The 24,890-nt window shown below is 58.6% G+C and carries 21 protein-coding genes; 9 read left to right on the top strand and 12 right to left on the bottom strand.

Annotated elements, in window-relative coordinates:
* Positions 1-67: 67 nt before the first annotated feature.
* From ACP7B3_RS18730 to rplM, 5 genes are all read right to left on the bottom strand, one after another.
* A complete protein-coding gene (locus ACP7B3_RS18730; protein ID WP_145165217.1) occupies positions 68-847 on the bottom strand; it encodes a cytochrome c1 in 780 nt (259 codons plus the stop codon).
* Positions 847-2,058: a cytochrome b gene (locus ACP7B3_RS18725; RefSeq protein ID WP_145165219.1), complete on the bottom strand. Its 1,212-nt coding sequence runs from the start codon at positions 2,056-2,058 to the stop codon at positions 847-849. The genes ACP7B3_RS18730 and ACP7B3_RS18725 overlap by 1 nt, the downstream gene beginning before the upstream one ends.
* Positions 2,058-2,654 carry a ubiquinol-cytochrome c reductase iron-sulfur subunit gene (gene petA, locus ACP7B3_RS18720; RefSeq protein ID WP_003216040.1) on the bottom strand — a complete coding sequence of 199 codons (597 nt, stop codon included), beginning with the start codon at positions 2,652-2,654 and terminating at the stop codon, positions 2,058-2,060. Before petA ends, ACP7B3_RS18725 begins: the two co-directional genes overlap by 1 nt.
* Positions 2,655-2,919: 265 nt before the next feature.
* The gene (gene rpsI / locus ACP7B3_RS18715) at positions 2,920-3,312 is read right to left on the bottom strand and encodes a 30S ribosomal protein S9 (protein WP_003171743.1); all 393 of its coding nucleotides are present in this window, start codon (positions 3,310-3,312) and stop codon (positions 2,920-2,922) included.
* A 14-nt stretch (positions 3,313-3,326) separates the two neighbouring features.
* On the bottom strand, positions 3,327-3,755 hold the full coding sequence (gene rplM / locus ACP7B3_RS18710) for a 50S ribosomal protein L13 (protein ID WP_003171742.1): 429 nt from the start codon (positions 3,753-3,755) through the stop codon (positions 3,327-3,329).
* A 248-nt stretch (positions 3,756-4,003) separates the two neighbouring features.
* On the opposite strand from rplM, the gene ACP7B3_RS18705 reads away from it, so the two are divergent.
* Positions 4,004-5,044 (top strand): NADP(H)-dependent aldo-keto reductase, encoded by a 1,041-nt coding sequence (locus ACP7B3_RS18705; protein ID WP_242194720.1) that lies wholly within the window; start codon positions 4,004-4,006, stop codon positions 5,042-5,044.
* Positions 5,045-5,156: 112 nt separating this feature from the next.
* Here the strand turns inward: ACP7B3_RS18705 and ACP7B3_RS18700 are convergent, their stop codons facing one another.
* Positions 5,157-6,293, bottom strand: a complete 1,137-nt coding sequence (locus ACP7B3_RS18700) for an acyl-CoA dehydrogenase family protein (RefSeq protein ID WP_145165223.1) — start codon at positions 6,291-6,293, stop codon at positions 5,157-5,159.
* A 220-nt stretch (positions 6,294-6,513) separates the two neighbouring features.
* Between ACP7B3_RS18700 and ACP7B3_RS18695 the strand changes: the two genes are divergently transcribed.
* A complete protein-coding gene (locus ACP7B3_RS18695) occupies positions 6,514-7,434 on the top strand; it encodes a GlxA family transcriptional regulator (RefSeq protein ID WP_178119741.1) in 921 nt (306 codons plus the stop codon).
* A 129-nt stretch (positions 7,435-7,563) separates the two neighbouring features.
* Here the strand turns inward: ACP7B3_RS18695 and zapE are convergent, their stop codons facing one another.
* The 3 genes from zapE to ACP7B3_RS18680 all read right to left on the bottom strand — a co-directional run bounded on the left by zapE (position 7,564) and on the right by ACP7B3_RS18680 (position 10,747).
* Positions 7,564-8,658 (bottom strand): cell division protein ZapE, encoded by a 1,095-nt coding sequence (zapE, locus tag ACP7B3_RS18690; protein WP_145165227.1) that lies wholly within the window; start codon positions 8,656-8,658, stop codon positions 7,564-7,566.
* Between the two features lie 79 nt (positions 8,659-8,737).
* Complete coding sequence (locus ACP7B3_RS18685; protein WP_426180154.1) at positions 8,738-10,093, bottom strand: tryptophan--tRNA ligase; 1,356 nt, start codon at positions 10,091-10,093, stop codon at positions 8,738-8,740.
* 24 nt (positions 10,094-10,117) lie between these two features.
* Entirely contained in the window at positions 10,118-10,747 is a 630-nt protein-coding gene (locus ACP7B3_RS18680) for an alpha/beta hydrolase (RefSeq protein ID WP_065900651.1), read from the bottom strand.
* 147 nt (positions 10,748-10,894) lie between these two features.
* Here ACP7B3_RS18680 and ACP7B3_RS18675 point away from each other — a divergent pair, with 147 nt between their 5' ends.
* Positions 10,895-11,332: a YhcB family protein gene (locus ACP7B3_RS18675; protein WP_426180150.1), complete on the top strand. Its 438-nt coding sequence runs from the start codon at positions 10,895-10,897 to the stop codon at positions 11,330-11,332.
* Between the two features lie 192 nt (positions 11,333-11,524).
* Here ACP7B3_RS18675 and ACP7B3_RS18670 read toward each other — a convergent pair whose 3' ends face one another.
* The 3 genes from ACP7B3_RS18670 to ACP7B3_RS18660 form a co-directional block, all read right to left on the bottom strand.
* Entirely contained in the window at positions 11,525-13,249 is a 1,725-nt protein-coding gene (locus ACP7B3_RS18670) for an ABC transporter ATP-binding protein/permease (protein ID WP_426180148.1), read from the bottom strand.
* 99 nt (positions 13,250-13,348) lie between these two features.
* Positions 13,349-13,909 carry a response regulator transcription factor gene (locus ACP7B3_RS18665; protein WP_003171731.1) on the bottom strand — a complete coding sequence of 187 codons (561 nt, stop codon included), beginning with the start codon at positions 13,907-13,909 and terminating at the stop codon, positions 13,349-13,351.
* The gene (locus ACP7B3_RS18660) at positions 13,902-15,164 is read right to left on the bottom strand and encodes an ATP-binding protein (protein ID WP_106578640.1); all 1,263 of its coding nucleotides are present in this window, start codon (positions 15,162-15,164) and stop codon (positions 13,902-13,904) included. The genes ACP7B3_RS18665 and ACP7B3_RS18660 overlap by 8 nt, the downstream gene beginning before the upstream one ends.
* 218 nt (positions 15,165-15,382) lie before the next feature.
* Here ACP7B3_RS18660 and ACP7B3_RS18655 point away from each other — a divergent pair, with 218 nt between their 5' ends.
* The 6 genes from ACP7B3_RS18655 to ACP7B3_RS18630 all read left to right on the top strand — a co-directional run bounded on the left by ACP7B3_RS18655 (position 15,383) and on the right by ACP7B3_RS18630 (position 24,832).
* Positions 15,383-16,099: an SIMPL domain-containing protein gene (locus tag ACP7B3_RS18655; RefSeq protein ID WP_145165237.1), complete on the top strand. Its 717-nt coding sequence runs from the start codon at positions 15,383-15,385 to the stop codon at positions 16,097-16,099.
* A gap of 90 nt (positions 16,100-16,189) precedes the next feature.
* Positions 16,190-17,791, top strand: coding sequence for an ABC transporter substrate-binding protein (locus tag ACP7B3_RS18650; protein ID WP_426180143.1), 1,602 nt, complete (start codon positions 16,190-16,192; stop codon positions 17,789-17,791).
* Between the two features lie 258 nt (positions 17,792-18,049).
* Entirely contained in the window at positions 18,050-19,678 is a 1,629-nt protein-coding gene (locus ACP7B3_RS18645) for an ABC transporter substrate-binding protein (RefSeq protein WP_262210123.1), read from the top strand.
* A gap of 365 nt (positions 19,679-20,043) precedes the next feature.
* Entirely contained in the window at positions 20,044-21,588 is a 1,545-nt protein-coding gene (locus ACP7B3_RS18640) for an ABC transporter substrate-binding protein (protein ID WP_370004724.1), read from the top strand.
* Positions 21,589-21,758: 170 nt separating this feature from the next.
* On the top strand, positions 21,759-23,153 hold the full coding sequence (locus tag ACP7B3_RS18635; RefSeq protein ID WP_145165243.1) for an OprD family porin: 1,395 nt from the start codon (positions 21,759-21,761) through the stop codon (positions 23,151-23,153).
* Between the two features lie 80 nt (positions 23,154-23,233).
* Complete coding sequence (locus ACP7B3_RS18630) at positions 23,234-24,832, top strand: ABC transporter substrate-binding protein (RefSeq protein ID WP_145165245.1); 1,599 nt, start codon at positions 23,234-23,236, stop codon at positions 24,830-24,832.
* Positions 24,833-24,890 lie beyond the last annotated feature (58 nt).

Raw genomic sequence — 24,890 nt, 5'->3', positions numbered from 1 at the left:
CCAGACCGCTACGTGTTCAGAGATGCCGCTGGGCGCGCAAGATTAACAGCAATTGCTTACGGTTGGATCAATGCACATCCTTCCAGTATTCGCGTTTGAGCAGATAGGCGAATACGAAGAAGAAGGCCAGGTACAGCAATACATAGGTACCGATGCGCTGATGTTGCAGTTTGACCGGGTTGGCCGAGTAGGCCAGGAAGGTCACCAGATTCTTGACCTTCTCGTCGAACTGCTCTTCGTTCAGCGTACCGGTCTTGGGCACTATGGTCAGTTGATCACACGCTTCATGCGTCAGAGGCGTGCCGGTCAACGGATCATATTGCTTCTTGCCGTCTTCAACGACCTGAACCTGCTTGCATCCTACCACTTGGCGACCCTGCAGGCCGACCAGAACGTTAGGCATACCGACGTTCGGGAAGACTTTGTTGTTCACACCCCAAGGGCGCGCCGGGTCTTCGTAGAAGGATTTAAGGTAGCCATACAGCCAGTCGGTACCCCGCACGCGCGCCACCAGGGTCAGGTCAGGCGGTGCAGCACCGAACCAGGCTTTGGCGTCGGCAGGCTGCATGCCGATGTTCATGTGGTCGCCAATCTTGGCGCCGGTGAACACCAGTTTCTCCAGCATCAGCTCATGAGGGATACCGAGGTCATCGGCAACCCGCTCATAGCGCTGGAACTTGGCGCTGTGGCAGCCCATGCAGTAGTTGGCGAAGGTACGCGCGCCATCTTGCATTGCAGCTTTGTCAGAGACGTCGATATCGACTTTTTCCAGTTCCGGGCCCTGCTCGGCCGCGAAGGACAGTAGCGGCAGTGCCGCAAGCATCAAAGCAACGAATAACTTTTTCATCAGCCAGTCACCCTTTCCGGAACCGGTTTGGTCTTCTCGAGCCGGGTGTAGAACGGCATCAGAATGAAGTAGGCGAAGTACAGGAAGGTGCAGACCTGCGACAGCAACGTCAGCGCAGGCTTCGGTGCCTGGACGCCGGTCCAGCCCAGCAGCATGAACGCGATGCAGAACACGACCAGCCAGATTCGGCTCAACCATCCCTTGTAGCGCATCGATTTGACCGGGCTGCGGTCAAGCCACGGCAGTACGAACAAGAGCGCAATCGAGGCGCCCATGGCAACAACGCCCATGAGCTTGTCTGGAATCGCCCGCAAGATCGCGTAGAACGGCGTGAAGTACCAGACTGGTGCAATGTGCTCAGGCGTCTTGAAGGCATTGGCCTGTTCGAAGTTAGGCTTCTCGAGGAAATACCCGCCCATCTCCGGGAAAAAGAACACGATCGAGCAGAAGATGAACAAGAACACCACCACACCGACAATGTCTTTCACGGTGTAGTACGGGTGGAACGGAATGCCGTCCAGCGGGATGCCGTTTTCGTCTTTATGCTTCTTGATGTCGACGCCATCGGGGTTGTTCGAACCCACTTCGTGCAGCGCCAGGATGTGCAGCACCACCAGGCCGAGAATCACGATCGGCAGGGCCACAACGTGCAAGGCGAAGAAGCGGTTCAAGGTGATGCCGGAAATCAGGTAGTCACCACGAATCCATTGGGTCAGGTCGTTGCCGATGACAGGGATCGCGCCGAACAGCGAGATGATCACCTGAGCGCCCCAATACGACATCTGCCCCCACGGCAGCAGGTAACCCATGAAGGCCTCTGCCATCAGCGCCAGATAGATCAGCATGCCAAACACCCACACCAGCTCGCGGGGTTTCTGGTATGAGCCGTAGAGCAAGCCACGGAACATGTGCATGTAGACCACGATGAAGAATGCCGAGGCGCCGGTGGAGTGAAGCAAACGCAGGATCGAGCCGTACTCGACGTCGCGCATGATCCCTTCAACGGACGCAAAGGCCTCTTCAGCCGAAGGTGTGTAGCTCATCGTCAGCCAGACGCCGGTGACGAGTTGGTTGACCAGCACCAACAGCGCCAGGGAGCCGAAGAAGTAGAAGAAGTTGAAGTTTTTTGGTGCGTAATATTTGCTGAGATGGTCTTCCCACATTTTGGTAGCGGGGAAGCGCGCATCCACCCAATCCATGAACTTGCTCATCAGGCTTTCTCCCCCTCGTCGACGCCAATGACAATGACACTGTCAGTCTCGTAGTGATGTGGCGGAACTGGCAGGTTCAGTGGTGCGGGTTGTGACTTGTAGACGCGGCCGGCCAGGTCGTAATGAGAGCCATGGCAAGGGCAGAAGTAACCACCCACCCAGTCTTTGCCCAGGTCGGCAGGAGCAACTTCAGGGCGGAAGGTAGGCGAGCAGCCGAGGTGGGTGCAGATACCGATCAGCAGCAGAATCTCTGGCTTGATCGAACGGATTTCCTTATCGACGTAGGCGGGTTGGTCGGAATTCTTCGAGTCGGGATCAGACAGCTGACCTTCGATTTTTTTCAGATTCCCCAGGATTTCCTCAGTACGACGAACGATGAAGACCGGCTGACCGCGCCACTCAGCAATCATCTGCTGGCCTGGGTCGATCTTGCTGACATTCACCTTCACCGGTGCACCTGCGGCTTTCGCCTTGGCACTGGGAAACCATGACCCCACGAACGGGACCGCAGCCCCCACCGCTCCTGCAGCACCCACCACGGATGTGGCTGCTACCAAGAAGCGACGCCGGCCTGCATTCACGCCGTCATTGCTCATTCAGTCCTCTCCCATCAGCTTTTTGGCCTGTTAAATCAGGCGTCTACTAAGTGTTGAATCTTTACTTATAAAAATTTTGCCGAATGGTAATGAAAAGCCCCACGTATGACAAGGGAATTGCCCGGGGCTCCCTCTCCAGGCCTTGTAGTATAGGGGGTCTACGGATGTGGCAAGTTGTCACGGCGAAATTTGTGCATAAATCGCAGGCAATAAAAAACGCCCAGCTCCGTGACGAGTTGGGCGTTTTTGTGGAACGTAAAGCGAATTAACGCTTCGAGTACTGCGGACGCTTACGCGCTTTACGCAGACCGACTTTCTTACGTTCAACTTCACGAGCATCGCGAGTTACGAAGCCAGCTTTGCGCAGTGCGCCACGCAGGGTTTCGTCGTACTGCATCAGAGCGCGAGTGATACCGTGGCGGATTGCGCCAGCTTGACCACTTACACCGCCACCGATAACGGTGACGTAGATGTCGAACTTTTCAACAGTCTCGGTCAGTTCCAGCGGCTGACGAACTACCATGCGGGCAGTTTCGCGACCGAAGAAGTTGTCCAGAGTGCGGTTGTTGATCGAGATGTTACCAGTGCCCGGACGCAGGAAAACGCGTGCGGTTGCGGTTTTGCGACGGCCAGTGCCGTAATTTTGAGTCGCCGACATAATGAACTATTCCGTTAAAACTTCAGTTCTTGGGGCTGCTGAGCAGCATGAGGGTGTACAGCGCCCGCATAGACTTTCAGCTTGCGAAACATATCGCGACCCAGTGGGCCCTTCGGCAGCATGCCTTTGACCGCGATTTCGATCGGGGCTTCAGGCTTCTTGGAAATCAGGCCTTCAAAGTTCGAAGACTTGATACCGCCTGGGAAACCGGAGTGACGGTAGTACATTTTGTCTTGCGCTTTGTTGCCGGTAACACGTACCTGCTCAGCGTTGATGATCACGATGTAGTCACCGGTGTCAACGTGAGGGGTGTACTCAGGCTTGTGCTTGCCACGCAGACGGCTGGCGACTTCAGTGGCCAGACGACCCAGGGTCTGACCAGCGGCGTCGACGACAAACCAGTCGCGCTGAACTGTTTCCGGTTTTGCAGTAAAAGTTGTCATTCTTTAATAGCCTCAGGGGCCGCCCTGTAAATTAGACGGCGGATCTTACTGAATAGTGCGTACTTTGACAAGTCAAAGGCAGCCGGATACAGACGCTATCGGGGGCTCGGGTCGGCGCGTCCGTTCAACGGCAAGATTCTTCGGCAGGCGGCGCATCACTTCCACTGCAGAAAGAGGTGGGCAATTATGCAGATTGCGAAAAAAAATTCAACCTGCTTTTATGATTGTTTTCCCTGAAGGAGTACCCGATGGATTATCGACAGCTGGGCCGAACCGATCTGAACGTAAGCGCGATAGCCTTGGGCACCATGACCTGGGGTGAGCAGAACAGCGAGGCAGAGGCCTTCGCGCAGATCGAACGGGCCAAGGCCGCGGGGATCAACTTCCTCGACACGGCGGAAATGTACCCGGTGCCGCCCAAGGCCGATACCTATGCCACTACCGAGCGTTACATCGGTAATTACTTCAAAAGCCGCGGCGACCGTGCCGACTGGATCCTCGCCAGCAAGATCGCCGGCCCCGGCAACACCATCGACTACATCCGCGACGGCCACCTGCGCCACAACCGCAAGCACATCGTCGAAGCACTGGACGCCAGCCTCAAGCGCCTGCAAACCGACTGGATCGACCTCTACCAGCTGCACTGGCCGGAACGCAGCACCAACTTCTTCGGCCAACTGAGCTACAAGCACAAGGACGAAGACGACCTCACCCCGCTGGAAGAAACCCTCGAAGCGCTGGACGAGCAGGTAAAAGCCGGCAAGATCCGCCACATCGGCCTGTCCAACGAAACCCCGTGGGGCACCATGAAATTCCTCGCCCTGGCCGAAGCCCGTGGCTGGCCCCGCGCGGTGTCGATCCAGAACCCCTACAACCTGCTCAACCGCAGCTTTGAGGTGGGCCTGGCGGAAGTGGCGATTCGTGAACAGTGCGGCCTGCTGGCGTATTCGCCCCTGGCGTTCGGCATGCTCAGCGGCAAGTACGAGAACGGCGCACGCCCGGCCAAGGCACGCCTGACCGAATACAGCCGTTTCAGCCGCTATTTCAACCCGCAGTCCGAAGCGGCGTGCAGCCGCTATGTGGCGTTGGCGCGTGAACACGGCCTGGACCCGGCGCAGATGGCCTTGGCGTTTGTGACGCAACAGCCGTTTGTGACCAGCAACATCATTGGTGCGACGTCTTTGGAGCAACTGGATAGCAACATTGCCAGTGCTGACCTGAAACTGTCGAAAGAAGTGTTGGAAGGGATTGAGGCGATTCAGAAGGATCATCCGAATCCAGCGCCTTGATTGATCTTTAGATAGCTATCGCAGGCAAGCCAGCTCCCACATTTGACTGTATTCACACATCAAAATGTGGGAGGGGGCTTGCCCCCGATGAGGCCCTGAGCACCACCGAAGATCAAAGCGCTCGCGCAATAATCTCTTTCATGATTTCGTTGGTCCCCGCATAAATCCGCTGCACCCGCGCATCCGCCCAGGCCCGCGCGATCGGGTATTCCCACATAAAGCCGTAACCGCCGTGCAGCTGCACACACTCGTCGAGCACCTTGCATTGCAGGTCCGTGGCCCAGTACTTGGCCATCGCTGCAGTAGGCACGTCGAGCTTGCCTTCCAGGTGCAACGCCATGCACTGGTCGACAAACACGCGACCGATCTGAATTTCCGTGGCCATCTCCGCCAGCTTGAACCGGGTGTTCTGGAAATCGGCAATCGCCTTGCCGAACGCCCTGCGCTCGCGGGTGTATTCCAAGGTCCACTGCAGCGCCGCCTCCGCCGATGAGAGCGCAGCAATCGCCACGGTCAAACGCTCCTGCGGCAACTCCTGCATCAAATAGGCGAAGCCCATGCCCGCCTGCCCCAGCAGGTTGCCCTTGGGCACACGCACGTCCTGGAAAAACAGCTCCGAGGTGTCCTGGGCCTTCATGCCCACCTTCTCCAGGCGCTTGCCCTTGTCGAAGCCCGGCGTGTCGGCCTCCACCAGAAACAGGCTGGTGCCCTTGGCGCCGGCCTTGGGATCGGTCTTGGCCACGACGATCACCAGCTCGGCGAGAAAGCCATTGGTGATGAAGGTCTTTGAGCCGTTGATCACGTACTCATCGCCATCCAGCACCGCGGTGGTCTTCACGCCCTGCAAGTCGGAACCAGCCCCTGGCTCGGTCATGGCGATGGCCGTCACCATTTCACCGGAAATCAATTTGGGCAGGTACTTCTGCTTCAGCGCCTCGCTGCCGTAATGCAGGATGTACGGCGCGACGATGTCCGAATGCAGCGAGAAACCGATGCCCGTCAAACCCAGGCGGCTGACCTCTTCGATCACCACCGCGCTGTAGAGAAAGTCGGCACCCAGGCCGCCATACTCTTCCGGCAAGTGGGAGCAAAGCATCCCCGCCTCCCCCGCCTTGCTCCACAACGCACGGTCGATATAGCCCTGTTTCTCCCATTGCCCATGGAACGGCGCGGCGTGTTTTTCAAGGAAGGTGCGCACGCTCTCGCGAAAGAGTTCGTGCTCCGAGCTGAACAAGGTTCTGGGGATCATGGGTCACCTGCGTGGATTGTCGGACAAAGGCCAGACCACAGAGCCTATGCCGCGAAGCCGTCACGGGACACTGGACACATGCGACAAAAAATAAGACGATCCAGCCGTCTGGTGACCACTTTCCCCTATAAGAATAAATGAAATTATGTCTAACCAAATCTCCACGCCCTTGCGGCGCGTCAGCATTTTGGCCATTGATCGGGTATTCGCTTCCACCCTCATGCAAGCCAAGGATTTCTTCCATCTCGCCAGCCTGCGTTATGGCAAACAACAAGGCCTGGGCCTGACCCCGGCGTTTGAAACGCGCCTGGTCAGCCCCGACGGGCAATCGGTGCGCAGCTTCAGTGATGTGATCATGCCGGTGGACGGCGGCCTGGAAGACGCCGACATCATCGTGCTACCGGCCTTCTGGGACGACTTCGACGCGTTATGCACACGCTACCCGCAAGTGCTGCCCTGGCTGCGCCAGCAACACGCACGCGGCGCTGTACTCTGCGGCGAGGCCACCGGAGTGTTCTGGCTGGCCGAGGCCGGATTGCTCGATGGCAAGGAGGCGACCACCTACTGGCGTTTCTTCAATGCCTTCAGCGAACGCTTCCCCAAGGTGCAGCTCAACCAGGACAAGCACCTGACCGACGCCGACAACCTGTATTGCGCCGGCGGCACCACCTCGGCGTGCGACCTTTATATCTACCTGATCGAACGCTTCTGCGGCGCCAACATCGCCCAGGCCGTGGCCCGCGACATCCTCTACGAAGTGCAACGCAGCTACGCACCGGGGCGCATTGGTTTTGGTGGGCAGAAGCTGCACCAGGACGTGATCATCCTGCAGATCCAGCACTGGCTCGAAGAGCACTTTGCCGACAAGTTTCGCTTCGAAGACGTCGCCCGCGAACACGGCATGAGCATCCGCAACTTCATGCGCCGTTTCCAGACCGCCACCGGCGACAAGCCGCTGCACTACCTGCAACGCCTGCGCATCGAGACCGCCAAAGGCTTGCTCTCGGGCAGCCGCAAAAGCATCAAGACCATCAGCTATGAGGTGGGTTACGACGATGCGAGTTTCTTTGCGCGGCTGTTCAGGCAGCACACCGAGCTGTCGCCGAATCAATACCGGCAGCAGTTCCAGCAAGCCGCTTAAGCAGGGTCAAACACCGTAAAAAATGTGGGAGGGGGCTTGCCCCCGATAGCGGTAGTTCAGTCAGTACACCTGGCCCTGACACACCGCTATCGGGGGCAAGCCCCCTCCCACCATTTATGCGTGTCGCTGTTAGGGTTTGTGCCCGCGCGACAGGAACTCGTGGGACTGCATTTCCAGCAAGCGGCTCAGCGTGCGCTGGAATTCGAAGTTCAAGCGACCACCGGTGTAGAGGTCCTTGAGTTCGACTTCCGCCGAGATGATCAGCTTGACGTTGCGGTCGTAGAACTCGTCCACCATGTTGATAAACCGGCGCGCAATGTCGTCAGTGGTGACGCTCATCTGTTCCACGCCGCTCAGGATCACCGCGTGGAAGATCTTGCCCAGTTCGATGTAGTCGTTCTGGCTGCGCGGGCCATCGCACAGCTGGCGGAACTCGAACCAGGCCACGTCATCGCAGGTGCGCAGCGCGATGATTTCGCGGTTCTCGATCATCAACTTGTCGTTTTCGACCGCCTTGGTGCATTCCGGCGTGAGCGCACGGAAGCTTTTTTTCAGGCTGTCCAGCGCGGCCTCGTTCAGCGGATAGTGGTAAAGCTCCGCTTGCTCAAGGTGACGCAGGCGATAGTCGACGCCGCTGTCGACGTTGACGATCTCGGTGTTCTGCTTGATCAACGCGATGGCCGGCAGGAAGCGCGCGCGTTGCAGGCCGTCCTTGTACAAGCCATCGGGCACGATGTTCGAGGTCGCAACCAGGGTCACGCCGTTCTTGAACAGCTCTTCCATCAGGGTGCCGAGGATCATGGCATCGGTGATGTCGGAGACGAAGAATTCGTCGAAACAAATCACCCGCGCCTCGTCGGAGAAACGCTTGGCGATGATGGTCAGCGGGTTTTTCTCGCCCGGCAGCGTCTTCATTTCTTCGTGCACGCGCTTCATGAAGCGGTGAAAGTGCGTACGCACCTTTTCCTTGAACGGCAGCGCTTCGAAGAAGGTGTCGACCAGGTAAGTCTTGCCGCGGCCCACGCCACCCCAGAAGTACAGGCCTTTGACCGGCGTATGGTCTTTCTTGCCAAACAGCTTGCTGAACATCCCTGGCTTGTTTTGCGAGGCCGCGACCAGGTCGTCGTACAGGCGCTGCAAATGACGCACCGCATTTTCCTGCGCGGCGTCATGGAAGAATTCAGGGCGCTTCAGATCAGCTTGATATCGTTCTAGGGGCGTCATAATTTCGTTAGCAAGGCAACAAAAACGGGCCGTCACTGTAACGACGGCCCTGGATAATGGCAATCAACCCTTGGTCGGGTTAATCCTCGGTTGGGGTCAACGCAACGCGCAGCGCGGCGATGGCTGCATCGCGCGACGTTTCGTCGGCGAACGCGGCACTGTCGGCAACCACCGCGCCATCGAGCCATACGCTGAAACTCAGGGCCTCAGTGCGTACATCCAGCGCGTCGCCGCTTTGCAGTTGCTTGGTCACCGCACCAGCCGCTTTGCCGTCGGCAAAATTGCGCGACAGCAGCAGTTGCTCGCCGTCGGCCGACAGCAGGCGGAAGCGGAAGCTGCCGTCGTCTTCGCGAAAGCTCACAAAGCGCGCGGCTTTGGCGGCTTTCTTCTTGGCTGCCACCGGCGCGGCGGCCTGATTGACGAACGAACGCAGGCCCACCGCTTCACGCAGCTCAGCCAGGAACGGCGCCGCCACGGCGCGGGCTTTCTTGGCGCCGATCAGCAACAGGTCTTCCATGTCCGCGGGGCGCGACATCAGTTGGTGATAACGCTCGCGCGCTTCACCCAGTTGGCCGTCGAGCAGTTGGAACAGACGGTTCTTCGCCTCGCCCCAGCCCAGGCCTTGCAGCAGCTCGGCACGGAATTCCTCTTCCTGAGCCTTGGTTGCAAACGCCTGGAACAGGGTGAACAGGTGCGAGTTGTCCGGGTCTTTGGCTTCGCCAGGCGCGCGCGAGTCGGTGACGATCCGCGAGATCGCGTCCTTCATGTCCTTGGCGCTGGTGAACAACGGGATGGTGTTGTCGTAGCTCTTGGACATCTTGCGGCCATCCAGGCCCGGCAAGGTGGCGACGCTTTCTTCGATCAACGCCTCAGGCATGGTGAAGAATTCTTTACCGTTGCCAAACAGGTGGTTGAAACGCTGGCCAATGTCGCGGGCCATTTCCACGTGCTGGATCTGGTCGCGGCCGACCGGCACCTTGTGCGCGTTGAACATCAGGATGTCCGCCGCCATCAGCACCGGGTAGCTGTACAGGCCCATGGTGATGCCCGCGTCCGGGTCTTCGCCGGTTTCCAGGTTTTTATCCACCGAGGCCTTGTAGGCGTGGGCGCGGTTAAGCAGGCCCTTGGCGGCAACACAGGTCAGCAGCCAGGTCAGTTCAGGAATTTCCGGGATGTCGGACTGGCGATAGAACGTCACCCGGTTCACATCCAGGCCACCGGCCAGCCAGGTCGCGGCAATTTCCATACGCGAGCGCTGGATGCGCTGCGGGTCATCGCATTTGATCAGGGCGTGGTAGTCGGCCAGGAAGTAGAAGGAATCGGCATTCGCGTCCTGGCTGGCGAGGATCGCCGGGCGGATCGCGCCGGCGTAGTTGCCCAGGTGCGGCGTGCCGGTGGTGGTGATGCCGGTGAGAATACGGGTACGAGTCGTCATGGGTAATCGCTTATCAGACTGCTATCAATTCGAGAGGCGCGGCAGCACCAGATCCTTGAGATCGGTGAGCTTGCCATGAAAAAAGTGCCCGCATTCTGCCACTTTCAGCAGCTCATGGGGGCGTTTCAAGGCAGCGGACCAATCGTAGACGACCTGCGGGTCGACCACTTCGTCGGTTTCCGGCTGGATCAAAGTCAATGGGCAGCCTTGGGGCAGCACGTCGGTATCACGCAGGCGCATCACGGCGGCGGCCACCATGAACAGGTGCGCGAGCTTTTCACCCTTGGCTTCCAGACGGCCGCCGAGGCTGGCGGCCACGTAGCCACCGAAGGAAAACCCGAGCAGGGTGATCGGCAGGTCGGGGTGTTTTTCCCGCAGCCAGGTGGCGGCCGCTTCGGCATCATCCACTTCACCGGTGGCCATGTCGTGGGTACCGGCGCTGGCACCGACGCCACGGTAATTGAAACGCAAAGTAATCAAACCGGCATCGCGAGCGGTGCGTTGCAGGGTCGAGACAACTTTATTGAGCATGGTCCCGCCCTGCACCGGGTTAGGGTGGCAGATCAGCGCCAGGCCACGTGGCTCGGGGTGATCCAGGTACAGGGCTTCCAATTGGCCAACCGGGCCATCGATCAAAACGGGGGTTTCACGCATGAGCAAGGAATGAACTCCGTGACCTCACAAAGGGTCGACTCGTCTAGCTAAAAGTCTGTGCATGGCATCATTGCGAGCTTAATCGCGGTATACAGCGCAGGTCCGAGCCGTTAACGTAAAGCAAAGCCGTTTATAGAGGAAGGACTCGTGGAACACTCGCTCTTAGTTTGGTTGTTGCCGACTCTCGCCTTGGTTGCCGGTGTCGCCATTGGATTTCTGGTTGCCCGCCTGCTGCCAAATACCGCGCCTAACCGCACGCAGCGTCAGCTGGATGACATTCAGGAACGTTTTGACAGTTATCAGAACGAGGTTGTTACCCACTTCAACAGCACCGCGACCCTGGTCAAGAAGCTCACCCAGAGCTACCAGGATGTACAGGATCACCTCGCCGATGGCGCTAACCGCCTGGCCCTCGACGACATCACCCGCCAGCGTCTGCTGGCCGCGCTGCATTCCGATGCACCGCACACGCCACGGGAGCGCCTGACGCCTCCGCGGGAAAACCAGGAGCCACCACGGGACTACGCGCCAAAAACGCCGGACGCCCCAGGCATGCTGGATGAGCATTACGGCTTGAAGAAGTAAGTCTTCTGCAAGCAACAAAAAGCCCGGCTGATCGATGATCAGCCGGGCTTTTTATTGGGCTTCACTCTCCAGAACACTGGAGATCCACTGTGGGAGCGGACTTGCCCGCGAATGCGGTGGGTCATCAGCACATCGCTAACTGACAGACCGTATTCGCGAACAAGCCCGCTCCCAGATTGACCGCGTACGACCTTAAGCCGGTTGCTGCTCCTGCAACAACCCACCGTCAATCCGTACATGCCGCCCATGGAAGCGCTTGAGGCTGCTGCGATGGCCGACGCTGACGATGCTCAGTCCCGGCAGCTCGTCAATCAATGCTTGGTACAACGTGGCCTCGTCCTCCTCATCCATCGCCGAGGTGGCTTCATCCATGTACAGCCATTGCGGCGCGAACAACAACGCGCGAGCAAAAGCCAGGCGCTGCTGCTCACCCGGCGAGAGCAGGCGTTGCCAATGATTGGCTTCGTCCAGGCGCGCAACCAGATGCGGCAGGCGGCACGTTTCCAGGACCTGTGCATAACGTTCGGCCGAGTACGCGCTGTCGTCTTGTGGATAACTCAACACAGCCTTCAGCGTGCCAATGGGCAAGTAAGGCTTTTGCGGCAGAAACAGGTAACGCGCAGCCGGCAGACGAATGCTGCCGTGGCCCGCTGGCCAGAGGTGGCCCATTGCGCGCAGCAGCGTACTCTTGCCGCTGCCTGAGCGCCCACTGAGCATCACGCGCTGGCCCGGCTCTACGGTCATGTCGGCGTCGGTCAGCAAGTGACGACCGTCAGCCAAATCCATGCCCAGGTTTTTCACCACCAGGCGCTCGCCCTCGGGGTGCACATCGATGGCGGGCACACGCTGTTCATTGTCACTCATGGCCTGATGGAAGCTGAGCAGACGATCACTGGTCGCTCGCCATGAAGCCAGCTCCGAATACGCGTTGATAAACCAGCTGAAGTTCTCTTGCACGTTGCCGAACGCCGAGTTGATTTGCATCAGCTCGCCCAGCTCGATCTTGCCGGTGAAGTAGCGTGGCGCGGCGACAATGAAGGGGAAGATGATCGCAATCTGGCTGTAGCCAGCGGTGAAAAAGGTCAGGCGCTTGGACACTTTCATGATGTCCCAGAAGTTGTGCCAGACCTTGCCAAAGCGTGCGCTCAGGCGCTGGTTCTCATTCGGCTCGCCGTTGTACAAGGCGATGCTCTCGGCGTTCTCACGCACACGCACCATGGAGAAACGCAGGTCTGCTTCAAAGCGTTGTTGTTGGTTGCTCAGGCCGATCAAACGACGGCCGATCAGGTGGGTCAGCCAGCTACCGACGCCCGCGTACACCAACGCGCACCAGAACATATAGCCGGGGATGGTGAAACCAAACACTTCGATACTGCCCGACACGCCCCACAGGATGATCGAAAACGACACCAGGCTCACCACGTTACGCAGCAGGCCCAGGCCAAGGCTCAAGGTGCTGGAGGTGAAGTTGTTGAGATCTTCGGAAATCCGCTGGTCCGGGTTATCGGTGTAACCGCCCTGCTCCAGCTGGTAGTAATTCTTGTGGGCAAGCCAACGTGCAAAATGCTTTTCGGTGAGCCAGGCACGCCAGCGGATCGTCAGCATCTGAGTCAGGTAGAGGCGGTAGACCGCGCCGAGAATCGCTACGGCGGCGATCCCGCCGAAATAGCCGATCAGCTGCCAGAAGGCGGCGGTGTCCTTCTTCTCCAGCGCGTTGTAAAAGTCTTTATACCAGTGGTTGATCCACACGGAGATCGCCACGCTGAACAGCGACAGGCCAATCACTGCAGCCAGCAACAACCAGGCCTTGCCCTTCTCTTCACTGCGCCAATAGGGCGTGATCATCGCCCAGGTTCGGCGAAAGAAGTGCCCACGCACCGCATCGTTGACCGCGGAGTACTCAGCGTTCTGATTCATCGTTCAGGCTCGGTAGGAAAAAGTGACAGGCGTTTGAACCGATCATAGACGATCGGTTCAGGGCTCCGTGCAGCCTGAAGCAGATTGTTCAGACTTTGTTCAGCGCCGTACCGGACGCTTCTGCAGCTTGCGTTGCAGGGTACGCCGGTGCATGCCCAGGGCGCGGGCGGTCGCGGAGATATTGCCTTCGTGTTCAGTCAACACGCGCTGAATATGCTCCCACTGCAGACGGTCCACCGACATCGGGTTTTCCGGCACCAGAGTGTCGAGGTCGGCATGCTCGGAGAGCAGCGCGGCCAACACGTCGTCGGCGTCCGCCGGCTTGCACAAATAATTGCAGGCGCCGCGCTTGATGGCCTCGACGGCGGTGGCGATGCTCGAGTAACCGGTGAGGATCACCACGCGCATTTCAGGGTCGAGTTCCAGCAACTTGGGCAGCAGCACCAGGCCGGAGTCGCCGTCCATTTTCAGGTCGAGCGCGGCGTAGTCCGGCAAATCGGCCTGGGCGATGGTCAGGCCTTCTTCGGCCGAGCCTGCGGTGCTCACGCGAAAACCACGGCGGCTCATGGCGCGCGCCATCACGCGGGTAAAGGTGGCGTCGTCATCTACCAGCAGCAGGTGCGGCAGTTCTTCGCCTTCGACTTGGATCTCGTCACTCATCGATATCTCCTCGTGCGACACGGGGCAGGCGCAGCTCGGTGAGCGTGCCACCTTCCTCATGACTATAGAGCTTCACTGAGCCGCCCGCGCGGGTCACGCTGGCCTTGCTCAAAAACAGGCCGAGGCCGAAGCCTTTGCCCTTGGTGGTAAAGAAGGGTTTGCCGATCTGCTCGGCAATGGCCAGCGGCACGCCCGCGCCGTGGTCACGAATGCTGATGGTCACGTTTTCCGCGTCCCAGTCCAGCTGCACGCCCAACCCTTCAGGGCAGGCATCGGCGGCGTTGTTCAGCAGGTTGAGCAACGCCTGCGTCAGGTCTGGCGGCGGCGCCATGCGCGGCACGCTGCCCTGGCCCAGCAGGTTGAAACGGTAACTGGCTTCGGGGCGCATCAGGTGCCAGCGGTTCAGGGCTTCGTCGAGCCACTGGGTCACGTCTTGCATCTCCACCGCCAGGCGGCGATTGGCCTCGGCGGCGCGTACCAGTTGCTGCAAGGTCTGCTTGCACTGCTTGACCTGTTCCTGCAACACGCTCAGGTCATCTTGCAGCGCCGGGTCGTGATGATCCTGGGTCATTTCCTTGAGCAGTACGCTCATGGTCGCCAGCGGTGTGCCCAGTTCATGGGCGGCGCCGGCGGCCTGGGTGGCGACGGCCAGCAACTGCTGGTCACGCAGGCCTTCTTCACGGCGAATGGCGCGCAATTCTTCCTGGCGGCGCAGCTCTTCGGCCATGCGCGCGGCAAAAAACGTGATAACCGCAGCGGACAGCGCAAAGCTCAGCCACATCCCGTAGATCTGCAGGTTTTCCCGGGCGATAGGGAAGGTCTTCAGGGGGTAAAACTGCGCCAGCAGCAAGGTGTAAAGCGTCAGCGCGATGCCCGACAGCACCACCGAATAGCGCCATGGCAGCGTCACGGCGGCAATGGTCAGCGGCACCAGGTAATAAGACACGAACGGGTTGGTGGAACCACCGGAGAAATAAAGCAACACACTGTGGATAAACAGGTCGCAGGCCAATTGCAGCGCGTATTCCAGCTCGGTCACCGGCCACGTGGTGCGCAGCCGAATGGCGGTGAACACACACAGCACGATGGAAAAGCCCAGGGTCACGGCCAGCTGCAGCCACGGCAGCGGCAGCAGGTCGAACCAATACGCGAGCCCGACGGAGCCGGCCTGTGCGGCCAGTACCAAGGTACGAATGAACGTCAGGCGCCAGAGGTTCTGGCGGGTGGCGGAAGTCAGTTTTACGGCGGCGAGCATGAGCTCTCCCGGTGAGCGCTGCAGGCGGATCGGCAGGAGTATAAACGAAGCAGACCCGCTGGCACGGCGCGTGTGGCTCTTTGACGCAGGCCGGGCAGATGACCGTTCGTCGGCACCGGGCCACTTGTAGCGAATGTGTAAACCCGAAGAACCCGATAGCACCGTCTACAGTCTTACCGAACACGGTTATACCAACACGACCATCCCAAGGAGCTTCCATGTCTCGTTTCACTCGCAGTGCAGCTGTCCTCACTCTCAGCGCCAGCGCCCTGGCCAGCCTGCCGGCCATGGCCGCCGATGAACTGCATTACAACCAGATCTCTCTGCGTGCCGAAGTCAGCCAGGAAGTGGCTCGCGACAAGATGATCGTCACCCTTTATACCGAGTCACAAAACACCGACCCGGCCAAGCTCGCCGCCGAAATTACCACCACCCTGAACAAGGCCCTGGGCGAAGCGCGCGAAGTCAAAGGTGTGACCCTGCGCCAGGGCAGCCGCAACAGCTACCCGATTTACGACAACAAGAACCAGAAGATCACCGGCTGGCGCGAGCGTGCCGAACTGCGCCTGGAAAGCGCGGATTTCCCGGCGCTGTCCAAGCTCACCGGCGATCTGCTGAACACCCTGAAAATGGAAAACATGGACTTCGCCATCGCCGACGCCACGCGCAAGTCCAGCGAAGACGCACTGCTCAAAGACGCGGTCGCCGCCTTCAAGGCGCGCGCGCAGCTGGCCACCGATGCGCTGGGCGGCAAGGGCTACAAGATCGTCAACCTGAACTTCAACACCAATGGCTACCCGATGCCTTACGCGCGCGGCGCCGGCATGATGATGAAAGCGGCGATGGCGGATTCGGCACCGACGCCCGAAGTAGAAGCGGGTACCAGCCAGGTCAACATGAGCGCCGACGGCGTGATCGAAGTACAGATGCAGTGACCTCTACCTGACAAACCTGAACGGCGGTAACCTCGGTTGCCGCCGTTTTCGTTTGGGCGGCTGTATAGGCCTGCCACTTCAGGAGTTTCCATGGAAAGAACCGCTTTCAAACCGCTACTCCTGGCTGCAAGCCTGCTGGCGTTCATGCCGATGGCCCAGGCGGCCAGCACCCTGGTCTACTGCTCCGAAGCCAGCCCTGCCGGCTTCGACCCCAGTCAGTACACCAGCGGCACCGATTTTGATGCCTCCGCCGAAACCGTGTTCAACCGCTTGACCCAGTTCAAGCGTGGCGGCACCGAAGTCGAACCCGGCCTGGCAACGAGCTGGGAGGTATCCAATGACGGCCTGAGCTACACCTTCCATCTGCGCGATGGCGTCAAGTTCCACACCACCGACTACTTCACCCCTACCCGCGACTTCAACGCGGATGACGTGCTGTTTACCTTTAACCGTCTGCTGGATGCCGACAGCCCATTTCGCAAGGCTTACCCGTCCGAGTCGCCATACTTCACCGACATGGGGTTGAACACCACGATCAAAAACGTCGAAAAACTCGACGAGCACACCGTGCGTTTCAACCTGAATAATGTCGATGCCTCGTTCGTGCAAAACCTGGCCATGAGTTTTGCCTCGGTGCAATCGGCCGAATACGCCGCCCAGCTGTTGAAAGAGGGCAAGGCTGAAGACATCAACCAGAAACCCGTCGGCACCGGGCCGTTTGTGTTCAAGCGCTACCAGAAAGACTCGCAGATCCGTTACGTCGCCAATAAACAGTATTGGAAACCCGAGGATGTGAAGCTCGACAACCTGGTGTTTGCCATCACTCCGGACGCCGCTTCGCGCTTGCAGAAGCTCAAGGCCGGCGAATGCCAGGTCAGCGGGTACCCACGCCCGGCCGATATCGAGGTGATGAAACAGGACCCAAACCTGCGCGTGCTGCAACAAGCCGGCTTCAACCTGGGCTTTCTTGCTTACAACGTGACTCACCCGCCGCTCGACCAACTCAAAGTGCGTCAGGCCCTGGATATGGCCATCGACAAGCCGGCAATCATCAAGGCCGTGTACCAGAGCGCCGGTCAATTGGCGCAGAACGCATTGCCACCTGCCCAGTGGTCTTATGACCCCACCATCAAGGACGCGCCCTACGACCCGACCAAGGCGCGGGCGCTACTAAAAGAAGCAGGGGTTGCACCAGGTACCACCATCAATCTTTGGGCGATGACCGTGCAGCGCGCCTCCAATCCCAACGCGCGAATGTCGGCGCAGATGATTCAGCAGGATTGGGACAAGGTGGGTATCAAAGCCAACATAGTCAGCTACGAATGGGGCGAATACATCAAACGCGCCAAAAATGGCGAACATGACGCGATGATTTACGGCTGGACCGGCGACAACGGCGACCCGGATAACTGGCTCGGCGTGCTCTACAGTTGTGCCGCGGTCAAAGGCAGCAACTACGCCAAATGGTGTAACCCGGCCTACGACAAGCTGGTGCAGCAAGCCAAAGTCAGCAATGACCGCGACCAGCGCATCAAGTGGTATCAACAGGCACAAAAAATCCTTAAGGAACAAGTACCTATAACGCCTATCGCAAACTCGACGGTTTTCCAGCCTATTCGAAAAGAAGTGCAGGACTTCAAGATCAGTCCTTTTGGTCTGACGCCGTTTTATGGTGTCAGTCTAGATAAGTAACAGCTGCGCCCCAACCGAGTGCGCCAGACGCCTCGGTTGGGCTTTTTTGGTGCGTCAAATGCACCGAAAAAACCCTCTATATATATGCATTTATGTACAAACTTTCATAAATGCGACATTCCTGTACGTTCGTACCACTGTTTGGCCTTCACGACGGTTCAGCATCTTGCAATGGGTATGGCCCCTGCATAAGTATCCGCAGGCCGACTCACGAGGTCGCCCTCAACACCAAAAATGACAACAAATCATGAGGCCAACATGCTTAAACACGCAGTCCTTCCGCTTTTAGTTAGCGCTGGCCTTATGGCCGCAGCCCCTTTCGCCCAAGCGGCGACTAACCTGGTGTTCTGCTCCGAAGGGAGCCCGGCCGGTTTTGACCCAGGCCAGTACACCACCGGAACAGACTTCGATGCCTCGGCCGAAACCGTGTTCAACCGCCTGAGCCAATTTGAACGTGGCGGCACCGCCGTTGTTCCAGGCCTGGCCACCAGTTGGGACGTTTCCCCGGATGGCCTGACGTATACCTTCCACCTTCGCGAAGGCGTCAAGTTCCACACCACCCCGTATTTCAAGCCGACTCGTGAATTCAATGCCGATGACGTGCTGTTCACGTTCAATCGCATGATCAACAAGGACGATCCGTTCCGCAAAGCCTATCCAACCGAGTTCCCGTACTTCTCGGACATGGAGATGGACAAGAACATCAAGAACATCGAAAAAGTTGATGACCATACCGTCAAGTTCACCCTTGGCACCGTGGACGCAGCGTTCATCCAGAACCTGGCAATGAGTTTCGCGTCGATCCAGTCGGCCGAATACGCTGCCCAGCTGTTGAAGGAAGGCAAAGCCAGCGACATCAACCAGAAGCCAATCGGCACCGGGCCGTTCGTCTTCAAGAGCTACCAGAAAGACTCCAACATCCGCTTTACCGGCAACAAGGACTACTGGAAGCCTGAAGACGTCAAGGTTGATAACCTGATCTTCTCGATCTCCACTGACGCCTCGGTACGCATTCAAAAACTCAAGAAGAACGAGTGCCAGATCACGGCCTATCCTCGCCCAGCGGACATCAAGCCACTGGAAGCGGACAAGGACATGAAGATGCCGCACCAGGCGGGCTTCAACCTGGGTTATATCGCTTACAACGTCATGCCTGTGCTTAAGGGCCAGACCACGCCGAACCCATTGGCAGACCTGCGGGTTCGCCAGGCGCTGGACATGTCGGTCAACAAGCAGCAGATCATCGACTCCGTGTATCAGGGCGCAGGCCAACTGGCCGTCAACGCCATGCCGCCGACCCAATGGTCGTATGACACCACCATCAAAGACGCCAAGTACGACCCGGCCAAAGCCAGGGAACTGCTCAAGGAAGCCGGTATCAAGGAAGGCACCGAGATCACCTTGTGGGCCATGCCGGTTCAGCGTCCGTACAACCCGAACGCCAAGCTGATGGCTGAGATGCTGCAGAGCGACTGGAAACAGATCGGCCTGAAGGTCAACATCGTCAGCTACGAATGGGGCGAGTACATCAAGCGCTCCAAAGGCGGCGAGAACCAGGCGATGATCATCGGCTGGAGCGGTGACAATGGTGACCCGGACAACTGGTTGGGTACCCTCTTTGCCTCCTCGGCCTTGAACGGTAACAACTTCTCCAAGTTCACCAACAAGCAGTACGACGACCTGATCAGTCAGGCCAAGTCGACCACTGATGTGGCCAAGCGCACCGAACTGTACAAGCAGGCGCAACAACTCCTGAAACATGAATTGCCTTACACACCTATCGCGCACTCGACGGTGTATCAACCCATGCGCAACACCGTGCAGGACTTCAAGATCAGCCCGTTTGGCTTGAACTCCTTCTATGGCGTAAGCGTAAGCGGCAAGTAAGGATTAATAACGGCGACGTTTCATAACGTCGCCGTTATTGCATCCGCCTGGACCGTAGGAATCAGACCACCTTTGCAACCGTTACCGTCCTACGGCAACGAACTGCGATAGGTGCGTCTGTTGCCTACAAGGTCAATCCGTTTTGGCGCATTTACTGCGAAGTCCACGGCCCATACCGTCGTACGACAGCAGAGGCACCAATATCGGAAAGGCACCTGCCGTGTGTGGGATCAGTGATGTCTCCCAGGCTTCGAGCCTGGGTGATTGCTCGCTGATGACAACTACAAACAAGGATCGGGATCGTCATGCGCCATACCACTGTTCTATCCGCAATTTTTGGCACCAGCCTGCTGGCTGTGGCCACGATGGGCCAAGCCGCCGACAAGAAGAGCCTGGTGTTCTGCTCTGAAGGCAGCCCGGCCGGGTTTGACACCGCGCAGTACACCACCGCCACCGACAACGATGCGGCCGAGCCGCTGTACAACCGCTTGGTTGAGTTCGAAAAAGGCGCGACCAATGTGGTACCTGGGTTGGCAACCAAGTGGGATATTTCCGAAGACGGCCTGACCTACACCTTTCATTTGCGTGAAGGGGTGAAATTCCACAGCAACAAGGAATTCAAGCCGACGCGCGACTTCAACGCCGACGACGTGCTGTTCACCTTCAACCGCATGCTTGACCCCGACCACCCGTTTCGCAAGGCCTACCCCACCGAGTTTCCATACTTCAACGGGATGAGCCTGAACAAGAACATTGCCAAGGTCGAGAAAACCGACCCGCACACCGTGGTGATGACCTTGAATACGGTTGACGCCGCGTTCGTTCAAAACATCGCCATGAGCTTTGCCTCGATTCTGTCGGCCGAGTACGCCGAGCAGTTGCTCAAGGAAGGCAAGCCCAGCGACATCAACCAGAAGCCGATCGGCACTGGCCCGTTTGTGTTCCAGCGTTATCAGAAAGACTCGCAGATCCGTTACGTGGCTAACAAACAGTACTGGGACCCAAGCCGGGTCAAGCTGGACCAGTTGATCTTCGCCATCAACACCGATGCGTCGGTGCGGGTACAGAAGCTCAAGGCCGGCGAATGCCAGATCACGCTGCACCCGCGCCCGGCCGACGTCGACGCCCTCAAGGCCGACCCGAACCTGCAACTGCTGACCAAACCCGGCTTCAACCTGGGTTACATCGCCTACAACGTGCGCCACAAACCCTTCGACCAGCTCGAAGTGCGTCAGGCGCTGGACATGGCGGTGAACAAGCAAAGCATCCTCAACGCCGTGTACCAGGGCGCCGGCCAACTGGCGGTCAACGCCATGCCGCCGACCCAGTGGTCCTACGACGACACCATCAAGGACGCTGCCTACAACCCGGAAAAAGCCAAGGAATTGCTCAAGGCCGCCGGCGTCAAGGAAGGCACCGAGATCACCCTGTGGGCGATGCCGGTGCAACGTCCGTACAACCCCAATGCCAAGCTGATGGCCGAGATGCTGCAAAGCGATTGGGCCAAGATCGGCCTCAAGGTCAAGATCGTCAGCTACGAATGGGGCGAGTACATCAAGCGCACCAAGAACGGTGAGCACGACGTCAGCCTGATCGGCTGGACCGGCGACAACGGTGACCCGGACAACTGGCTGGGCACTCTTTACAGCTGCGACGCCATCGGCGGGAACAACTACTCCATGTGGTGTGACCCGGCGTACGACAAGCTGATCAAGCAAGCCAAGGTCGTCACCGACCGCGAACAAAGGACTGTTCTGTACAAACAGGCGCAGCAACTGCTTAAAGCACAGGTGCCGATCACGCCCGTCGCCCACTCCACGGTCAACCAGCCGTTAAGCGCCAAAGTCGAAGGTTTCAAAGTCAGCCCCTTCGGCCGCAACGTGTTCTCGGGCGTCAGTATCAACCCATAAAAAAATAACCGGATTGCAGGGAGCGACGTTGGCTCCCTGGCAAACGTGCAGCCTTTTGTTGCGAAATTTCCTACAGCAAACGTTTGCAAAGGCTTGAACGAGTTACACACCCAATAGCCGGTTCACCTAAAAAGACCGGCATTAAAAAGAGAACCAAAGGAGCTTCACCCATGAAACTGAGCAGCAAAGCGCTTCTGGCCCTGGCCATCAGCAGCATCACGGCAACCGCCTTCGCTGAAACCCAAAGCCAGGACTTCGTCCCTACCACATTGGCCGGCACCAGCGCCCAAAGCGAGGCCAAAGGCTTTATCGACGGTCAAAGCCTGGGCGGTACCACCCGTAACTGGTTTTCCAACGAGCAGCGTTTCCGTGGTAGCAAGTTCACTTACCAGAAGCACGGCGAGGCTCGCACCGACGCCTACCGTACCAACTGGCTGCAAGGCACCATCCTTAACTACTCCTCGGGCTTCACCCAAGGCACTGTTGGGGTAGCAACCGAAGTAGCGGGTTACAACGTCATCGCGCTCGACCAGAGCAAGCGTGACATCAAGGGCGGTTCCAACCGTACCCTGGCCGACTCCGACGGCGATGCAGTAGGCCAGTGGAGCAAACTGGGCCTGGCCAACGTCAAGTTCCGTGTGTCCAACACCACCTTGACCGCCGGTCGCCAGAACTTCAGCAGCGGCATCGTCGACACCATCGGCAACCGTGCACTGCCGTCGAGCTTTGAAGGTTTTGCCCTCAACAGCGAAGAGTTCAGCAACCTGTCGTTCCAGGGCGCTTACTTCGACCGCGTGTCGCCACGTACCGAACAGAGCCTGTCGAAATTCCGCAGCGAATACGGCAATGGCCAGGAAGCGGATCACGTCTACACCGCGGGTGTGAACTACCAGCCGTTCAAGAGCCTGAAAACCAGCTTCTTCGGCGCTCAAGTCAAAGACTTCTGGAACCAGTACTACTTCGGCGCTACCCATGAACTGGGTGACAGCCAGCAACTGAGCCTGACCACCGGCCTGAACTACTACAAAACCGTCGACGAAGGCAAAAAGTTGATGGGCAAGATCGACAACGACACTTACTCGCTGTCGCTCGGCCTGACTCACCAGGCTCACAGCCTGACCTTCTCGTACCAGGAAGTGAACGGTAACGAGTACTTCGACTACCTGCACGAAACCAACGGTATCTACCTGGCCAACTCCCTGACGTCCGACTTCAACGGTCCGAACGAGAAATCGTTCCAGATCGCTTACGGCATCAACATGGCCGAATACGGCGTGCCAGGCCTGAAGTTCAACATCTACTCGGCTCGCGGCTGGGGCATCGACGGCACTCACTACACCGGCGACGGCGGCCGTGCCGGCTTTGCTTACAACGGTATCCAGACCCAGGACGGCGAGAAACACCAGGAATACGGCGTGGGTACTTCCTACGCGATTCAAAGCGGCGCACTCAAGGCCACCACCATTCGTGGTACCTACGTGACTCACCGTGCCAGCGCCAACCAGGCTGACGGCAACCTGCGTGAGTTCCGCCTGGTCACCACCATCCCGTTCAACATTCTTTAATTAGCGCCAGGTAGACGGCGGGCTCAGGAGGAGCCCGCCGTCTACGCTTGTCTGGTTCACTCGATTGCAGAGGGCTCTGAATGAAAATGCTCCCGTTACAAGCTGCCATTGCCGCTGCGCTATTGAGCGTTGCGATCGGCGTTTCGGCCAAACCGTTGGTGGTCTGCACCGAAGCCAGCCCGGAAGGTTTTGACCCGGTCCTGTACACCACCGCCGTCACCGCTGACGCCGCGGCAGAAACCATGTTCAACCGCCTGGTGGACTTCAAGCCCGGCACCACCGAAGTCGTGCCTGCCCTGGCCAAAGACTTGCCGGAAATCAGCGCCGATGGCCTGACCTACACGTTCCACCTGCGTGACGACATCAAGTTCCACACCACCGATTACTTCAAACCCACGCGCAACATGAATGCCGACGACGTGCTTTGGAGCTTCCAGCGCCAGCTGGACCCGAATCACCCGTGGCACAACAAGTCCAACGTGGGCTACCCGTACTTTGAAAGCATGGGTTTCAAGGAACTGCTCAAGAGCGTAGAGAAGACCGACGACCACACCGTGGTCTTCACCCTGACCCGTCCTGAAGCACCGTTCCTGTCCGATCTGGCCATGGCGTTTTCCTCGATTCACTCCGCCGAATACGCCGACCAGTTGCTCAAGTCCGGCAAGACCGATGACCTGAACGCCAAGCCCATCGGCACCGGCCCGTTCATCTTCAACCGTTACGCCAAAGACGCCCAAGTGCGCTTCAAGGCCAACCCGGACTACTTCCGTGGCAAGCCGCCGGCTGACCCGTTGATCCTGGCCATCACTACCGACAGCAACGTGCGCCTGCAAAAGCTCAAGGCCAACGAATGCCAGATCGCGCTGTATCCCAAGCCCGATGATGTGCCGAGCGCCAAGGCTGATCCCAACCTGAAAGTCGCGGAACTGGCGGCGATGACCACCAGCTACACCGCCTTGAACACCACCCACAAGTACATGAGCGACGCGCGCGTGCGCCACGCGATCAACATCGCGTTCGACAAAAAAGGCTACAACGAGTCCCTGTACGGCAAAGGCAACGCAATCGACGCCACCGGCCCGTACCCGCCAACCCTGCTGGGCTTTAGCGACAAGCTGAAAAACCCACCGCGTGACCTGGACAAGGCCCGCGCCCTGCTCAAGGAAGCCGGCGTACCGGAAGGCACCGAGTTCACCCTGTTCACCCGTAACGGCGGCGGCCCGACCAACCCCAACCCGATGCTCGGCGCCCAGCGCATGCAGGCGGATCTGGCGCAGATCGGCCTGAAAGTGAACATCAAGGTCATGGAATGGGGCGAAATGCTCAAGCGTGCCAAAAACGGTGAGCACGACATGGTGTCCGCAGGTTGGGCGGGGGATAACGGGGACCCGGATAACTTCCTCACACCAAACCTGAGTTGCGATGCAGCCAAAAACGGCGAAAACTACGCCCGCTGGTGTAACAAAGAGTTTCAAGACTTGATCGACAAGGCACGCGCTATCGCTGAACCGGCCCAGCGCGCTGCACTCTATGAACAAGCACTGGACGTTTTCGAGAAGGACCAACCGTGGATTCCCATGGCTTACCCGAAAATGTTCACCGCCATGCGCAAAAACGTCGAGGGTTATACCCAAAGCCCTCTGACGACCAATAACTTCGCCACCACCCAGGTGAAGTAATAAGAGAAGACGCTCGGCACCGTCGCCATTGACGGTGCCGAACCTGCCTAACCGGCTG

The organism is Pseudomonas sp. TWRC1-2 (genome assembly GCF_049896685.1).
Taxonomy (GTDB): Bacteria; Pseudomonadota; Gammaproteobacteria; order Pseudomonadales; family Pseudomonadaceae; genus Aquipseudomonas.
This window is presented reverse-complemented; position numbering and strand designations above follow the sequence as displayed.

What these genes read in the sequence shown, in the direction of transcription:
- petA (WP_003216040.1), bottom strand. Translation starts at nt 2,654, where the DNA reads ATGAGCAATGACGGCGTGAATGCAGGCCGGCGTCGCTTCTTGGTAGCA.
- rpsI (WP_003171743.1), bottom strand. Translation starts at nt 3,312, where the DNA reads ATGTCGGCGACTCAAAATTACGGCACTGGCCGTCGCAAAACCGCAACC.
- zapE (WP_145165227.1), bottom strand. Translation starts at nt 8,658, where the DNA reads ATGACGCCCCTAGAACGATATCAAGCTGATCTGAAGCGCCCTGAATTC.
- ACP7B3_RS18680 (WP_065900651.1), bottom strand. Translation starts at nt 10,747, where the DNA reads ATGCGTGAAACCCCCGTTTTGATCGATGGCCCGGTTGGCCAATTGGAA.
- ACP7B3_RS18670 (WP_426180148.1), bottom strand. Translation starts at nt 13,249, where the DNA reads ATGAATCAGAACGCTGAGTACTCCGCGGTCAACGATGCGGTGCGTGGG.
- ACP7B3_RS18655 (WP_145165237.1), top strand. Translation starts at nt 15,383, where the DNA reads ATGTCTCGTTTCACTCGCAGTGCAGCTGTCCTCACTCTCAGCGCCAGC.
- ACP7B3_RS18630 (WP_145165245.1), top strand. Translation starts at nt 23,234, where the DNA reads ATGAAAATGCTCCCGTTACAAGCTGCCATTGCCGCTGCGCTATTGAGC.
- ACP7B3_RS18700 (WP_145165223.1), bottom strand. Translation starts at nt 6,293, where the DNA reads ATGATCCCCAGAACCTTGTTCAGCTCGGAGCACGAACTCTTTCGCGAG.
- ACP7B3_RS18730 (WP_145165217.1), bottom strand. Translation starts at nt 847, where the DNA reads ATGAAAAAGTTATTCGTTGCTTTGATGCTTGCGGCACTGCCGCTACTG.
- ACP7B3_RS18705 (WP_242194720.1), top strand. Translation starts at nt 4,004, where the DNA reads ATGGATTATCGACAGCTGGGCCGAACCGATCTGAACGTAAGCGCGATA.
- ACP7B3_RS18695 (WP_178119741.1), top strand. Translation starts at nt 6,514, where the DNA reads ATGCAAGCCAAGGATTTCTTCCATCTCGCCAGCCTGCGTTATGGCAAA.
- ACP7B3_RS18725 (WP_145165219.1), bottom strand. Translation starts at nt 2,058, where the DNA reads ATGAGCAAGTTCATGGATTGGGTGGATGCGCGCTTCCCCGCTACCAAA.
- ACP7B3_RS18685 (WP_426180154.1), bottom strand. Translation starts at nt 10,093, where the DNA reads ATGACGACTCGTACCCGTATTCTCACCGGCATCACCACCACCGGCACG.
- ACP7B3_RS18640 (WP_370004724.1), top strand. Translation starts at nt 20,044, where the DNA reads ATGGGCCAAGCCGCCGACAAGAAGAGCCTGGTGTTCTGCTCTGAAGGC.
- ACP7B3_RS18645 (WP_262210123.1), top strand. Translation starts at nt 18,050, where the DNA reads ATGCTTAAACACGCAGTCCTTCCGCTTTTAGTTAGCGCTGGCCTTATG.
- ACP7B3_RS18660 (WP_106578640.1), bottom strand. Translation starts at nt 15,164, where the DNA reads ATGCTCGCCGCCGTAAAACTGACTTCCGCCACCCGCCAGAACCTCTGG.
- ACP7B3_RS18635 (WP_145165243.1), top strand. Translation starts at nt 21,759, where the DNA reads ATGAAACTGAGCAGCAAAGCGCTTCTGGCCCTGGCCATCAGCAGCATC.
- ACP7B3_RS18650 (WP_426180143.1), top strand. Translation starts at nt 16,190, where the DNA reads ATGGAAAGAACCGCTTTCAAACCGCTACTCCTGGCTGCAAGCCTGCTG.
- ACP7B3_RS18665 (WP_003171731.1), bottom strand. Translation starts at nt 13,909, where the DNA reads ATGAGTGACGAGATCCAAGTCGAAGGCGAAGAACTGCCGCACCTGCTG.
- rplM (WP_003171742.1), bottom strand. Translation starts at nt 3,755, where the DNA reads ATGACAACTTTTACTGCAAAACCGGAAACAGTTCAGCGCGACTGGTTT.